Here is a 13,893-nt window from a genome sequence, read left to right as displayed (position 1 = left end):
TCTTTTATTTTAAGCGATATCGCCGCTACAATAAAGCGAGTTAGTGAATCTGAGAGTCAGCAGGCTCAGCGGCTCTGTCTGCGGAATCCCTATTATTTATATCGGAATCAGAAGCGTCTGATTTCATCCATTCATTGATCAAATCGCGTGCTTCTTTAATTTCACTTTCACGTGGCACTTCGTAATAGACACCATCTACATATTCTCCATCGCCAGCAATCGTAAATGAAGTCACTTCAGGCTTACCACTACGCAGTATTTGACTCGCTAAGCCTGTAATCGTTTGTGGGCGCATATCTGTTTTGAAATTATTGCCCATGATAGTCAACAATTGAGGAATTTTTTCAATCTGGTTAAGTTGTATCGCTTGATCTGCTAAGGCTTGTAAAAAAATCTGCTGACGTTTGGTACGTCTAAAATCACTATCTTCTCGATAGCGTACATAATAAAGCGCATCCTGCCCTGTATAAATAGGCTTACCACCTTCTATGGTAAACTGCTCATGGTTAGGATCTTTATTGACGATATCTTCTTCTATCGGTAATTTTATGCCTCCTAAGGCATCTACAGAATCGATCAACCCTTGAAAGTTAATCGTTGCATAATAATTAAGCTTTTCATCCATTAGATTCTCAACCGTATCCATCGACATTTCGATACCGCCGAATGCATAAGCATGATTGATTTTATCTTTTTTGCCTTTGCCTACAATTTCTGTGTACGTATCACGTGGAATCGAGATCAATAACACTTTAGATTCCAACGGACGCATCACAGCAAAGATAAGGGTGTCTGAACGTGCTGTTTCGTTATCTCGCTGATCACTTCCGACCAATAACATCGAAAACGGCTCTGTCAGTACAGGAAGTTCTTCGGTGGCTTCTTGCTCGCCTCCAATTTGACGTACAGGTTGATAGGTCTGCTCTAATTGATCTTCAATACTGCCCGCTACGAACCAATCGAACATCAATGCAGAGATAGGTTTGCGTAACAGAAACAGGCTTCCAGCTACGACCACTAATGCAATTGCAGCTCCAATAGCTATTTTACGTTTTCTCGCCATTCATCCATTCCTCTTTTCAGACAGACCCGTATTATCATCATTAAACGTTTGATAACGACTATGACACAGGTTTATGGTTTTGCTCATTATACTTCAAAATACATTTTTACAACATAAAAAGCGCACAGGATCACATCTTCGAAATCCAGACATGATTCTGTACGCTATAGAAACAGACAAATCAACGATTTATCTGCATATATTTATAATAGTAATAAATATATACTACTCAGTTGTGTAAGGTAGCAATGCGATTTGACGAGAACGTTTAATCGCGATAGTCAACATACGTTGGTATTTTGCACTTGTACCTGTTACACGGCGTGGCAAAATTTTACCACGTTCGCTGATAAATTTACGAAGCAAGTCCGTATCTTTATAGTCGATGTGCTTAATTTTGTTTACAGTGAAAAAACATACTTTACGACGTTTGTTACGGCCACGGCGTCCACCTGGACGTCTGCCTTCTCCATCGCCGCTTTCGCGTCTATTGAAGCTCATATCATTCAGTCCTTTCTTTCATTAAAATGGCAAATCATCATCGGAAATATCTATCGGTTTACCGTCATCAGAGAATGGGTCCTGGTTATCTCGTGAGTTGTTGTTTCCATTATTACTATTATAGTTGCTACGGTTATTACTACCGCCGCCGCTATTGCTAGTATTATTAGAAGACTCTTCACGGGAAGATCCTCCACTGCCACCACCATCACGATTAGACTCAAGGAAACGAACATTATCAGCTATAACTTCAGTCACGTATACACGTTTTCCTTCATTATTCTCATAATTACGTACTTGAATTCGGCCTTCAACCGCAGTTAAGCGACCTTTTCGTAAATAGTTAGCACAAGTTTCAGCCAGTTGTCTCCAAGTGACGACCGGGATAAAGTCCGCTTCGCGCTCTCCACCTTGGCTCGTAAAAGGACGATCCACTGCTAATGTGAACTGGGTTACAGCTACACCAGCGGGTGTATAGCGAAGCTCCGGGTCTTTGGTTAACCGGCCGATTAAAATGACACGGTTTAGCAATCCAATCCCCTCCTCGAACGGTTATTACAGTTAAGCAGATTATTTAGTAACGTCAAGAGTAATGAGATAACGAATAACATCGTCAGAAATCTTCATAAGACGTTCTAGTTCAGCAACAACTTCTGGTGCTGATTGGAAGTTTACCAATACATAGATACCGTCACGAATTTTCTTGATCTCATACGCAAGACGACGTTTACCCATTACATCATGCTTTGTAATTTCGCCGCCGTTTGTGATGATGCCTTTGAACTTCTCAACAGCTGCATCTACAGCTTCTTGTTCCAGTTCAGGACGAAGAATGTACATCACTTCATAATTGCGCATAGTTTTCACCTCCTCTTGGACTAAGGCCCCTAATCAATGTCAGGAGCAAGGAACGAGCATAGACTCGAACTATATGATTATACCAAATTATAGTACATGAATACAAGCTTTATTTTAAGAAAATATATTTATAGAAAAAATATGTGGTAGAAATTAAAAAAGCTCCATCGCAATTCTGCGACAGAGCTTAGTAAACAAATATGTAGGTTGCAAAATATCATTGGGAAAAGAAGTGGCGGAGAGAGAGGGATTCGAACCCTCGCACGCCCTGAAGCGCCTAACTGATTTCGAGTCAGTCCCCTTATAACCTCTTGGGTACCTCTCCACGTCCGAGTTGACAACAGAATTGATTATACTCCATTATATTTGGGTTGGCAAGAATCGATTTCCCTTTACAGAACAGGATTTAACGCCTATATTGGTACCTGGTCATAATCTTATTTATACATATTCATTTGTAATATTCCTTGATAATTCATTCTGTACTATAACAGTTTTAGCTCACTTATTGCCATTAGGCAAAGCTTTATACAGTCTATGCATTTTTATGAATTTCAATGAATATAGCGTTATTCTCTCTGATTGTACGATTAGTAGTATTAATTTACTTTTCCCCTACTCCCTTATCCTAATCAGCTTGCTCCTTGTTAAAAGGAATGAAATAAACCCTCCACTCGCATGTTATTGTCCCTTTACTTGGATCTATTTAAGTCATTTGCTTCATAAAACTTGCCTTTGATCGCTACCTGTTATATTCTACTAACTCATTGTGCAATCGATCATATCTGCTTATAAAGTTATACACAATCATGCTATACAGCAAATAAAAAAGGTTATCCACAGTGGATAACCTTTAAAATACTATTTTCTTCTTTGTTTTCTGTTGATAACTTATCTTTGCTTCTCACTCACTGGCTGGTTGTATTTCACTCTCAACCGATCGTAATACCTTTTTCATATTTTTCTCAAATTTGGCTCTAGGTACTAATACACTATGCTTGCATCCCACGCATTTTATACGGATATCCATCCCCATCCGTATAATCTCCATCTCATTACTTCCACAAGGATGTGGCTTTTTCATTTGCACAATATCGCCCAATTGAAAAACCTTACGTTCCATTTCTTCACCCTCCACATATCCTTATCATCATAACTTTCTCTATCGTACTACACTGTTATATTCTAGCAAACTTATCCACATGTTTATATTGTTTCAATCATTCTTTTTATTGATCATTTGATATATTTTCATCGCGTTTGTCTTTGACTTGCGATTCAAGTTCTCCCTCACCTTGTAACGGTCGATCCGCTGCTTTTTGAGCCTCTTCTTCTTGCTGTTTGGCTTCTAATAATAAGCGTTCTTCCTCTTCATGATCCAATGCTTTTTTCACAGCTGTTTGTACCGCACGCTCTACACCTGCTCTTGAGTTTGGCTGACACTCAGCCACAATCCGAATCGCATACTCTGCTGTTGTTAATGATTGAATCCCTAATACTTCTGGCATTTTCAACATTTCTGGATGATCGTCTTTCAATTCTTCTACCGCTTGTTTGACTAATTTCAATGCATCATCCATACTACGTTCTAATTTTAGAGGCACATCGACAACGGCTAATGAATTTGAAAGTGAAAAGTTGGTTACACTGATAATTGATCCGTTAGGGATAATGTTTACCTCGCCATTCCAGCTCACCAGACGTGTTGTACGCAATCCGACCATCTGTACGGTTCCTTTATACAGTCCGACCTGAATGACATCACCTACAGCAAATTGATCTTCGAAAATAATAAAGAATCCTGTGATAATATCCTTTACAATACTTTGAGCACCAAAACTGATCGCTAGACCTGCTACACCCGCTCCTGTTAATAGCGGAGTCAGATTAAATCCGAATTCATTCAACACTAACATGATCATAATAAAGTTAAACACACTAGAAACTACATTTTTTAATAATTCGCCAATTGTAATAAATCGTCTTGGATTTGTTCTGAGTCTAGTTTTATCTTTCCCTTGCAAAGAACGCTCAATGACTTTGCTTATCACCTTGATAGCGATTTGAGTCAGTATAAAAATCAAAACGATACGAATACTGGAAAATAAAAACTGCCACCACATATCGGTATCGCTTGCCCATTTCCACAAGCCACTTGTAAATCCACTCACTTGATCTGTCGCTGATTCAGTTAATTGTTGAATATCCTGACCACCTGTTTGTTCACTTAAAAATCCTTTCATTCTTTCACCCTCCTATAACACAATCTGCTCATATGTCTGTTGTTGATATTTGAAAATGCCTCGAATATCTACTTGTTCTGTTTGGATAATTTCGCTCACTTCTGGCAAATCAGCTTCTGGAAACTGGATACATAATGCACAACCCGCTGTAATTTCTTTAGGTGTAGGGAACATATCATTTTCAATATCTGCATATTCCAGTAACATCTCCGCACGTAAAGCTTGCTGCGTAGAATCAAAAGCAATCACCAGTATACCATCCATCTTTTTCTTTACCCCCTTTTACTATCGATGTCCCTACCAATAACCCAACTTCTTTCTTAAAGCTTACACGTATCTGCCTATAGATACAAAATCGCCGCCATCCACAATAAGAGCTATGTTAGCATCTTGCTGTAAATGACGGCGTTCCTATCGTTTTTGAATCTAAATTATACTTTAGCTGATGCAGGTGATTTAGCAAGTTGAATGGCTTCTTTTTCTTCAGGAGACAGGTTGTAGGTAGATTCGCTTTTGACAATCGGTTTAGCATACATGTAAGAGCTATCTCGATTGTGAAGCCCTGTAAGAATAACACCGTCTGATTCATCATTGAGAATCGCTAATGAAAAACTAAGATCACTACCATGCTCCGAAAAAGCATTGTATCGTTTCATACCAATATGTGCCGGTACTTGACGCAAACGATTTTCGATCGCTTGAAAACGATCCCGTTTGTTTTGCTCATCATCTTCGATTGAATCCATTTGCAACTTTAAGTCTAGCAATAATGTTTCTAAGTTTTCTACTCCACTGCCTGCCATCATCTGATTGTACCGTTTGCGCATTTTGCTTAATTTGACTGCCTGCACAATAGCAATAATCAAGAAAATAATCATGATAATTGCTATACCTCCTACAAACAAATACAACTGTTCTGCTATCAGTCCATTCAATTCCGCCATCGTTGTCTGCTCTCCTCTTTCCTTCTTTTGTTGCTATTTATATTTTCTAATAAGCTTAGTTAGAACATTTTATTATTCGTCTACAACTACTTTGGCTCAAGTACGATCAATATATTGAATAGCTTCGATCAGTTGATCTATATCATCTGCTGTTGATCGGTAGCCTACACTAGCACGTACTGCCCCTGTAGCAAGTGTTCCTGCTGCTATATGTGCCAGTGGAGTACAATGCATACCTGCACGTACGGCTATACCAAATTCTCGATCTAAGCGAAAAGCGATCTCTGCACTGTCTTTATGCTCCATTATAAAAGATACAATACCTGTACGTTCTTTGCCAATTTCAGGTCCCAGTACATGTACACCCTGTATATTTAATAACTTTTTGATCATCATTTGAGTTAATATTTGTTCTTCTTCAGCGATTTTGGTAACAGAACGCTCCAGTACATAACGAGCTCCTGCTTGTAGACCTGCTATGCCCGGCGTATTGGGCGTTCCTGCTTCATAGCGGTCAGGTCTTACATTCGGTTGGTTAATCTCTTCTGACTGGCTACCAGTGCCTCCATATATCCAAGGGTTCAGATCCATATCAGGAGCTATATACAATCCACCTGTTCCTTGCGGCCCAAGCAATCCTTTATGACCTGGAAAAGCAGCCATATCAATTTTCCATTGGGATAAATATACAGGAATATGTCCTGCACTTTGAGCGATATCAACCAGTATTTTGGCACCATGATCATGAGCTATACTCGACAATTCAGCAATTGGTAATATACTACCTAACAGATTCGAACTATGATTACATACCAAAAGCCGCGTTCGCGGCGTAAAAGCTTGGTTAACTTCAGCTAAGTTGATCTCCCCTTGAGCATCAACAGCAATATAAGTAACTTCTATCCCTATACTACGCTTAAGAGCTTCTAGAGGTCGACGTACCGAGTTGTGTTCTGTCATCGTAGAGATCACATGATCTCCTGCTTCTAGATAACCTTGAATAGCCATATTCAAAGCTACTGTAGTATTGGCTGTAAATGCAATATCTACAGGATTATGTACATCCAGAAGTTTGGATAATGTTTTGCGACATTGAAATAATTCACGACTAGCTTGGACAGCCATCCGATGACTACCTCGCCCGGGATTAGCTGAAGCTTGCTCCAAGGCATCCAACAATGCTTGACTCACTTCAGGCGGCTTTGGAAAAGAAGTCGCTGCATGATCCAGATAAATGATCGGTTGAGTCTCATGATCTTGAGATGACAATATAACAGCCTCCCGTTTACAACTGATTTAGCATTTCTAACAGTCGCTCTAGATCTTGCTTGCTGTAATAGTTCAATTCAATTTTACCTTTGTCTTTTTGACTATGTTTGATTTTGACAGTCGTTTGAAAACGATCCCGTAAAGTCTCTTCTACATCCACCAGATAAGGATCTGATTTTTTGATTTTACTTTTAGCAGAATCATCTTTCTTTTTATCAAGGTTCTGTACAGCTTCTTCCAATTGACGTACATTCCATGATTGCTCTATCGCTTTATTAGCTAAAGCAATAATTATTTCTTGTTTTTTGACACTGACTAATGATCGTGCATGTCCCATCGACAATGTTCCACGTGAAACATATTCTTTCACTTCATCAGGTAACGACAATAATCGTAAAAAGTTAGCGATATGTGAGCGTGATTTTCCCACTTTAGTCGCCAGTTCTTCTTGCGTCATTTTGAATTCTTCCATCAACGCTTGATAAGCAGTCGCTACTTCAAGTGCATTCAAGTTTTCACGTTGTACATTTTCAATCAATGCAATTTCCATTACTTGTTGATCGGTGAAACTACGAATAACTGTAGGAATCGTTTTTTTACCAGCGACTTCTGAAGCACGATAGCGGCGTTCGCCAGCAATAATTTCATATCCTTTTAGAACTTTACGCACAATAATAGGCTGAATAACACCATGCTGACTGATCGATTCTGCTAATTCTTGAATCGATTCATGATCAAAATTTTTGCGTGGTTGATACGGATTAGGACGTAATTCTTTTAAGTTAACTTCTACTATTTTATCGTCATCGCTGACAGACAATGAAGGAATCAATGCATCTAGCCCCTTACCAAGACGTTTACTCATAAGAAACCACTTCCTTTGCCAGCTCTAAGTAAACTTCTGCTCCTTTAGAACGAGGATCATACGTAATAATCGCTTTGCCATGTGAAGGTGCTTCACTCAAGCGAACATTACGTGGAATAATAGTCCGGTATACTTTATCTTGGAAATATTTTTTTACTTCTTCGATCACTTGTATGCCCAGATTGGTACGAGCATCCAACATGGTTAACAATACGCCTTCAATCTGAAGATCTGTATTCAAATGTTTTTGTACCAAACGTACTGTATTCAATAGCTGACTTAGACCTTCAAGCGCATAATATTCACACTGGATTGGAATCAACACTGAATCTGCTGCTGTCAATGAATTAATCGTCAAAATGCCTAGCGATGGTGGACAATCGATCAGTACATAATCGTAATCATGCTTTACTTGACTGATTGCATTTTTCAAACGTAATTCTCGTGAAATAGCAGGCACTAATTCAACTTCTGCTCCTGCTAACTGAATCGTAGCCGGGATAATATGCAATCCTTCAACTGCTGTCGATTTGATCGTCTCTTTTGGCGGGACATCGTTGATAATAATATCGTAAATGCAGTTTTCGACATCTGCTTTGTTGATCCCTACTCCACTGGTTGTATTTCCTTGTGGATCAATATCGATCAGCAGAACACGTTTGCCCAGCGTGGCTAAACAAGCGCCTAGATTGACAGATGTAGTTGTTTTACCAACGCCACCTTTTTGATTCGCTATAGCTATAATTTTCGACAACTCATTCACCCCAGTGTATGAAATTCGCTTGATGATAACAAAAATTCACTTCATGTCCGATCAGCGTTTTGGTATCTTAATCACTATTTCATAATGGTCTTCGTGATCTTGTTCAGACGTATTGATCGCAAGCCCTGAACCAGACACAAGATCTATCGATTGACGAATCGTATTCAAAGCTAGACGTACATCTTTGGTATAAGAGATTCGTTTCGATTTTTTGACTGTTTTTGTTTTTTCTTTATAAAAAGCCACTCTGGCTTCTGTCTGCTTTACATTGAGTTCTTTCTCAATAATTTCGTTCAACACACGAAGCTGTAATTCTTCACTTCCAAGTGACAATAATGCTCTAGCATGTCTTTCTGTGACTTGGCGGGACATTAGGGCTTGTTTGATCACTTCAGGTAAATTCAATAACCGAATTTTGTTGGCAATCGTAGATTGGCTTTTGCCTAAACGTTGTGCCAGACTTTCCTGAGTAAGATCATGCAGATCAATCAATTTCTGATAAGCAAAAGCTTCTTCAATCGCAGTTAATCCTTCACGTTGCAGGTTTTCAATTAAAGCAATAGACGCTGCTTGTGAATCATTGAACTCACGAACAATCGCTGGAATCGTAGGTAGACCTAATTTGGTCACTGCTCGCCAACGTCGTTCACCTGCAATAATTTCATACTTTCCATTACGCATACGTACAACAATAGGCTGAATTACACCATGAGTTTTGATCGTCTGGCACAATTCTTCGATTTTGGCATCATCAAAAATAGTACGGGGTTGATACGGGCTGGTTGTGATATTAGCGACCGGTACCTGTTTGACTTCTTCCCCATTTGCGCGTTCAGTCAAGCCAAACAATTTGGAAAATTGTTCTTTCATTCGGTATAAGACCACCTAATCTCATGATAGCAACACCTGAAGCACAGGTGCACTTGATAATACGGATCGTACATTGATCTGTTTTCCTCATACTTCCATCTATTTATTTTAGCACTTTTCAAGTCATAATCCTATGATAGAACAACAAAAATTGTGACTAAAATTATAGCGTTCTATATTCAAACATAACAAAAAGTTGTATAGCGAATGTTCCACGTGAAACACTGCTATACAACTCTTTACGAACACTATAATAATGCTGATAAATGATAGATCAATCTTAACCTAACGGCTCTTTCATCGGTGTACCTGCTTTACGCGGATATCTCGCTGGAGTCGCTGCTTCTTTGTTAATCAGAATAATATGACGATCTGATTCTTCAACAGGCAATTGGAAATGATGAACTTCACGAACTTTTCCTTTCAACAATCCTAGACTGCGAAAAGCATGCTGAATTTCTTCTGCTGGATCGATCCCTTTCATCGCTGCAAATGTACCGCCTGTTTTGACAAAAGGTAAGCAGAATTCATTTAGAACTGAAAGCTTAGCCACTGCTCTAGCCGTTACTAGATCATGATGATCACGATATCCTTCTTTTTGTCCCCACTCTTCTGCGCGTCCATGAATCAACTCGACATTTTGCAGTCCAAGACGATTCACAACACTTTGCAAAAATTGAATACGTTTATTGAGCGAATCAATAATCCGTAGCTGGATATGTGGGAATATGATTTTAAGTGGAATCCCTGGAAATCCAGCACCTGAGCCAATATCAGCAAGCGTCTGTATTTCATTGAGATCCATATAAAAAGCAAGTGAAATCGAATCATAGAAATGCTTGTTATACACTTGATCACGATCTGTGATTCCAGTCAAATTCATTTTTTCATTCCAGGTAATCAGCTCTTGATAATACCCTTCAAACTGCTCTAACTGTTGCTCATTAATTTCGATATTTTGTGCTGCTAACGTTTCTGTAAAATGCTGTTGAATTGAATCCATTTGTTACCCCCGTGCTGCGGTTACCCGATTATAGTGTTCCAAATATACAAGTAGAACTGAAATATCTGCTGGTGTTACGCCTGAGATCCGTGAAGCTTGTCCGATTGATAATGGACGAATTTTAGCCATTTTTTGCTGTGCTTCTGTAGCCAATCCTTTAACTTCTTCATAGACAATCGTTTCAGGCAATTTCTTTTGTTCCATCTTTTTCAGACGTTCCACATGCGATTGTTGTTTTTCAATATAACCTGCATATTTAATCTGAATCTCTACTTGTTCTTTCATATCTTCTGTCAAAGGCTCTGGTGAAGGCGATACAGCTTCAATAATGCTATACGATACTTCTGGACGACGAAGAACGGTCAAAAGATCCACACCATTTTGTAGTGCTGATGAATCTACTGTTGCTAACAGTTCATTGATCTCAACAGGTTTTACTTTTGTTTTGCTAAGACGTTTAACTTCTTGGTCTACTTTAGCTTTTTTGTCCAAAAATCTCTGATAACGCTCTTCTTTAATTAGACCAATCTCATGTCCAATATCAGTTAAACGCATATCTGCATTATCATGACGAAGCAATAAGCGATATTCTGCACGAGAAGTCAGTAGACGGTAAGGTTCATTTGTTCCTTTAGTCACTAGGTCGTCAATCAATACACCGATATACCCTTGCGAACGATCCAATACCACGCCTTCTTTACCTTGTGCTTTGCGCGCAGCATTGATTCCAGCCATAATCCCTTGACCTGCTGCTTCTTCATAACCAGAAGTACCATTAATTTGTCCAGCTGTGAATAAGCCCGGCATTTTTTTAGTTTCTAACGTTGGCCACAATTGTGTAGGCACCATTGCATCATACTCGATCGCATATCCGTTACGCATCATTTCTACTTTTTCCAACCCCGGAATTGAGCGCAACACTTGCAATTGTACTTCTTCAGGTAAGCTAGTAGATAGACCTTGTACATAATATTCAGATGTGTTTTTGCCTTCGGGTTCTAAGAAAATTTGATGCTTCGGTTTGTCGCTAAAACGAACAATCTTATCTTCAATAGATGGGCAATAACGAGGTCCTGTACCTTCGATCATTCCAGAGAACATCGGTGCACGGTGAAGATTGTCACTGATGATCTGGTGCGTTTCTAGAGAAGTATATGTTAACCAGCAAGGCATTTGCTCATTGCTTGATGACTCTGTTTCATAAGAGAAAAATTTAACTTTATCATCGCCTGGTTGAATTTCAGTTTTAGAAAAGTCGATACTATCACGATGAACACGTGGAGGCGTACCTGTTTTAAAACGAACCAATTCAAACCCTAGCTCTTTCAAATGCTCCGATAATTTGATTGAAGGTTGTTGATTGTTAGGGCCACTTTCATAAGCCAATTCGCCCATAATCACTTTACCACGTAAATACGTGCCTGTTGTTAAAACAATCGATTTAGCTTTGTATGTTGTACCTGTTTTGGTGATTACTCCTGTACAATGGCCATCTTCCACGATCAGACGCTCTACCATCCCTTGACGCAACGTCAAATTCGGTTCTTCTTCCATCGTTTCTTTCATTGTATGCTGATAAGAAAACTTATCTGCTTGTGCACGTAGAGCATGTACAGCAGGACCTTTAGCTGTATTTAACATCCGCATTTGAATAAACGTTTTATCGATATTGCGTCCCATTTCGCCGCCAAGTGCATCGATTTCACGTACCACATGCCCTTTAGCCGGACCACCTATAGAAGGATTACATGGCATAAATGCCACCATATCCAGATTGATCGTAATCATCAATGTACTGCATCCCATACGTGCTGCTGCTAGTGCTGATTCACAACCCGCATGCCCTGCACCGATTACAATAACATCATATTCTCCACCCATATATGTCATGGAGTGTACCTCCTCTATATTTCAAGCCATACAGACTTCCTGCATAACTAAACATTATATTATTTATCGCTCAAGTCATCATCATTCATGTTCAAGCCTACACTCAAGTATATCGTAAAACAACTGTACTCATGTGATAAAATTGCAAATTTAACGCAATTTTTAAATGTTTATTTTTCAAACCGCAGTATAACAACTTATTTTCCCAGACAAAATTGAGAGAAAATTTGATCAATTAATGAATCTGGAGCGGAATCCCCAATAATTTCACCTAATTGCTCCCATGCTAGACGAACATCAATCTGAATCAAATCGATTGGTATCATGTCATCAGAAGCTTGATAAGCATCTTGTAATGAACGCTTCGCTTGCTTCAACAATGCAATATGACGAACATTACTTACATACGTCAGATCAGCCGACTCTAATTTACCACCAAAAAATAAATTCGAAATCGCTTCTTCCAATTTATCGATCCCTTTTTGATCTTTAACAGACATCGTAACAATACTTTCTTTTGGGAAATACTCTTCCAACTTCACAAGATCCAATTGGCGATACAAATCCATTTTATTTACAATAATAATCACTTGGCGATCTTTAATCTGTTCCAGTAATTGAATTTCATCTTCATGTAAAGCTTCATTATGATTAAGCACCAACAAGATAAGATCGGCATCATTTACAGCTGTACGTGAACGTTCAACCCCGATTTTTTCCACGACATCAATCGTTTCTCGAATACCTGCTGTATCTAATAATTTCAAAGGAATATTATTGATCGTCACAAATTCTTCGATTACATCGCGAGTCGTGCCTGGAATATCTGTAACGATCGCACGGTTGTCTTGCGCTAACGTATTCAAAAGCGAAGATTTACCTACATTCGGACGCCCTACAATCGCAGTAGTGATTCCTTCACGTAGAATCTTGCCTTCATTGGCAGTGCGTAATAATTCATCAATGCCATTCATCACTTCTAATGATTTTTGCTTAATAAAATCAGAAGTTACCGATTCTACATCATGTTCAGGATAATCGATATTCACTTCAATATGAGCGACCATTTCAATCAATATTTGTTGCAATGGCTTAATTTGACGTGACAACTTCCCTTCCACCTGACGCAGTGCAACCGAGAAAGCCTTATCTGACTTCGAACGAATCAAATCAATAACACCTTCTGCTTGCGACAAATCGATCCGTCCATTTAAAAAAGCACGTTTGGTAAATTCGCCTGGTTCTGCAATCCGAATCTGTTGTTGTAATAATAGTTCCATCAGGCGACGTACAGATACCACTCCACCATGAGAACTAATCTCTACTACATCTTCGGTTGTAAATGAACGAGGGGCACGCATAATTGTTACTAATACTTCTTCCATCTTTTCGCCTGAATCTGGATCAATAATATAACCATAATGCACAGTATGACTATCCGCATCCACTAATGATTGTTTACCTCGAAAAAGTTGATCTACTTCCGTAATCGACTGTGGTCCGCTGACACGAATAACTGCTATCCCGGCTTCTCCGACAGCAGTAGATATAGCAGCAATAGTATCACTTATCATAATAAAGATTCCCCTTCTTTCTTGAAGATCATGAATGAACATACTTGTAA

The 13,893-nt window shown here is 39.0% G+C and carries 15 protein-coding genes and 1 tRNA gene; all 16 read right to left on the bottom strand.

From position 1 onward, the window contains the following. Positions 1-40 precede the first annotated feature (40 nt). Entirely contained in the window at positions 41-1,063 is a 1,023-nt protein-coding gene (locus PTI45_RS04710) for an LCP family protein (protein ID WP_069326396.1), read from the bottom strand. A gap of 225 nt (positions 1,064-1,288) precedes the next feature. Beyond that, positions 1,289-1,564 (bottom strand): 30S ribosomal protein S18, encoded by a 276-nt coding sequence (gene rpsR, locus PTI45_RS04705; RefSeq protein WP_069326395.1) that lies wholly within the window; start codon positions 1,562-1,564, stop codon positions 1,289-1,291. 21 nt (positions 1,565-1,585) lie between these two features. Next, positions 1,586-2,095 carry a single-stranded DNA-binding protein gene (gene ssb / locus PTI45_RS04700; RefSeq protein WP_069326394.1) on the bottom strand — a complete coding sequence of 170 codons (510 nt, stop codon included), beginning with the start codon at positions 2,093-2,095 and terminating at the stop codon, positions 1,586-1,588. Positions 2,096-2,134: 39 nt separating this feature from the next. Beyond that, positions 2,135-2,422: a 30S ribosomal protein S6 gene (gene rpsF, locus PTI45_RS04695; RefSeq protein ID WP_069326393.1), complete on the bottom strand. Its 288-nt coding sequence runs from the start codon at positions 2,420-2,422 to the stop codon at positions 2,135-2,137. 233 nt (positions 2,423-2,655) lie between these two features. Beyond that, a tRNA-Ser gene (locus PTI45_RS04690) sits at positions 2,656-2,747 on the bottom strand. Positions 2,748-3,326: 579 nt separating this feature from the next. Further along, positions 3,327-3,545, bottom strand: coding sequence for a DUF951 domain-containing protein (locus tag PTI45_RS04685; protein WP_069326392.1), 219 nt, complete (start codon positions 3,543-3,545; stop codon positions 3,327-3,329). Positions 3,546-3,651: 106 nt separating this feature from the next. Further along, entirely contained in the window at positions 3,652-4,665 is a 1,014-nt protein-coding gene (locus PTI45_RS04680; RefSeq protein ID WP_069326391.1) for a mechanosensitive ion channel family protein, read from the bottom strand. A 12-nt stretch (positions 4,666-4,677) separates the two neighbouring features. Continuing rightward, positions 4,678-4,929: a putative Se/S carrier protein gene (locus PTI45_RS04675; protein ID WP_069326390.1), complete on the bottom strand. Its 252-nt coding sequence runs from the start codon at positions 4,927-4,929 to the stop codon at positions 4,678-4,680. A 167-nt stretch (positions 4,930-5,096) separates the two neighbouring features. After that, positions 5,097-5,609, bottom strand: a complete 513-nt coding sequence (locus PTI45_RS04670) for a DUF4446 family protein (RefSeq protein WP_069326389.1) — start codon at positions 5,607-5,609, stop codon at positions 5,097-5,099. A 96-nt stretch (positions 5,610-5,705) separates the two neighbouring features. After that, a complete protein-coding gene (locus PTI45_RS04665) occupies positions 5,706-6,878 on the bottom strand; it encodes an aminotransferase class V-fold PLP-dependent enzyme (RefSeq protein WP_069326388.1) in 1,173 nt (390 codons plus the stop codon). A gap of 16 nt (positions 6,879-6,894) precedes the next feature. After that, positions 6,895-7,743, bottom strand: a complete 849-nt coding sequence (locus tag PTI45_RS04660) for a ParB/RepB/Spo0J family partition protein (RefSeq protein ID WP_069326387.1) — start codon at positions 7,741-7,743, stop codon at positions 6,895-6,897. Further along, positions 7,736-8,497, bottom strand: a complete 762-nt coding sequence (locus PTI45_RS04655) for a ParA family protein (RefSeq protein ID WP_069326386.1) — start codon at positions 8,495-8,497, stop codon at positions 7,736-7,738. Before PTI45_RS04655 ends, PTI45_RS04660 begins: the two co-directional genes overlap by 8 nt. Before the next feature lie 60 nt (positions 8,498-8,557). Continuing rightward, entirely contained in the window at positions 8,558-9,376 is an 819-nt protein-coding gene (gene noc / locus PTI45_RS04650) for a nucleoid occlusion protein (protein WP_069326385.1), read from the bottom strand. Between the two features lie 280 nt (positions 9,377-9,656). Further along, the gene (gene rsmG, locus PTI45_RS04645; protein WP_069326384.1) at positions 9,657-10,379 is read right to left on the bottom strand and encodes a 16S rRNA (guanine(527)-N(7))-methyltransferase RsmG; all 723 of its coding nucleotides are present in this window, start codon (positions 10,377-10,379) and stop codon (positions 9,657-9,659) included. A gap of 3 nt (positions 10,380-10,382) precedes the next feature. Beyond that, positions 10,383-12,269, bottom strand: a complete 1,887-nt coding sequence (gene mnmG, locus PTI45_RS04640; protein ID WP_069326383.1) for a tRNA uridine-5-carboxymethylaminomethyl(34) synthesis enzyme MnmG — start codon at positions 12,267-12,269, stop codon at positions 10,383-10,385. A gap of 197 nt (positions 12,270-12,466) precedes the next feature. Then, a complete protein-coding gene (gene mnmE / locus PTI45_RS04635; RefSeq protein WP_069326382.1) occupies positions 12,467-13,843 on the bottom strand; it encodes a tRNA uridine-5-carboxymethylaminomethyl(34) synthesis GTPase MnmE in 1,377 nt (458 codons plus the stop codon). Positions 13,844-13,893: the final 50 nt, after the last annotated feature.

The organism is Paenibacillus nuruki (genome assembly GCF_001721045.1).
GTDB lineage: Bacteria > Bacillota > Bacilli > Paenibacillales > Paenibacillaceae > Saccharibacillus > Saccharibacillus nuruki.
This window is presented reverse-complemented; position numbering and strand designations above follow the sequence as displayed.

What these genes read in the sequence shown, in the direction of transcription:
- PTI45_RS04710 (WP_069326396.1), bottom strand. Translation starts at nt 1,063, where the DNA reads ATGGCGAGAAAACGTAAAATAGCTATTGGAGCTGCAATTGCATTAGTG.
- rpsR (WP_069326395.1), bottom strand. Translation starts at nt 1,564, where the DNA reads ATGAGCTTCAATAGACGCGAAAGCGGCGATGGAGAAGGCAGACGTCCA.
- rpsF (WP_069326393.1), bottom strand. Translation starts at nt 2,422, where the DNA reads ATGCGCAATTATGAAGTGATGTACATTCTTCGTCCTGAACTGGAACAA.
- PTI45_RS04685 (WP_069326392.1), bottom strand. Translation starts at nt 3,545, where the DNA reads ATGGAACGTAAGGTTTTTCAATTGGGCGATATTGTGCAAATGAAAAAG.
- PTI45_RS04680 (WP_069326391.1), bottom strand. Translation starts at nt 4,665, where the DNA reads ATGAAAGGATTTTTAAGTGAACAAACAGGTGGTCAGGATATTCAACAA.
- PTI45_RS04675 (WP_069326390.1), bottom strand. Translation starts at nt 4,929, where the DNA reads ATGGATGGTATACTGGTGATTGCTTTTGATTCTACGCAGCAAGCTTTA.
- PTI45_RS04670 (WP_069326389.1), bottom strand. Translation starts at nt 5,609, where the DNA reads ATGGCGGAATTGAATGGACTGATAGCAGAACAGTTGTATTTGTTTGTA.
- PTI45_RS04660 (WP_069326387.1), bottom strand. Translation starts at nt 7,743, where the DNA reads ATGAGTAAACGTCTTGGTAAGGGGCTAGATGCATTGATTCCTTCATTG.
- noc (WP_069326385.1), bottom strand. Translation starts at nt 9,376, where the DNA reads ATGAAAGAACAATTTTCCAAATTGTTTGGCTTGACTGAACGCGCAAAT.
- rsmG (WP_069326384.1), bottom strand. Translation starts at nt 10,379, where the DNA reads ATGGATTCAATTCAACAGCATTTTACAGAAACGTTAGCAGCACAAAAT.
- mnmG (WP_069326383.1), bottom strand. Translation starts at nt 12,269, where the DNA reads ATGACATATATGGGTGGAGAATATGATGTTATTGTAATCGGTGCAGGG.
- mnmE (WP_069326382.1), bottom strand. Translation starts at nt 13,843, where the DNA reads ATGATAAGTGATACTATTGCTGCTATATCTACTGCTGTCGGAGAAGCC.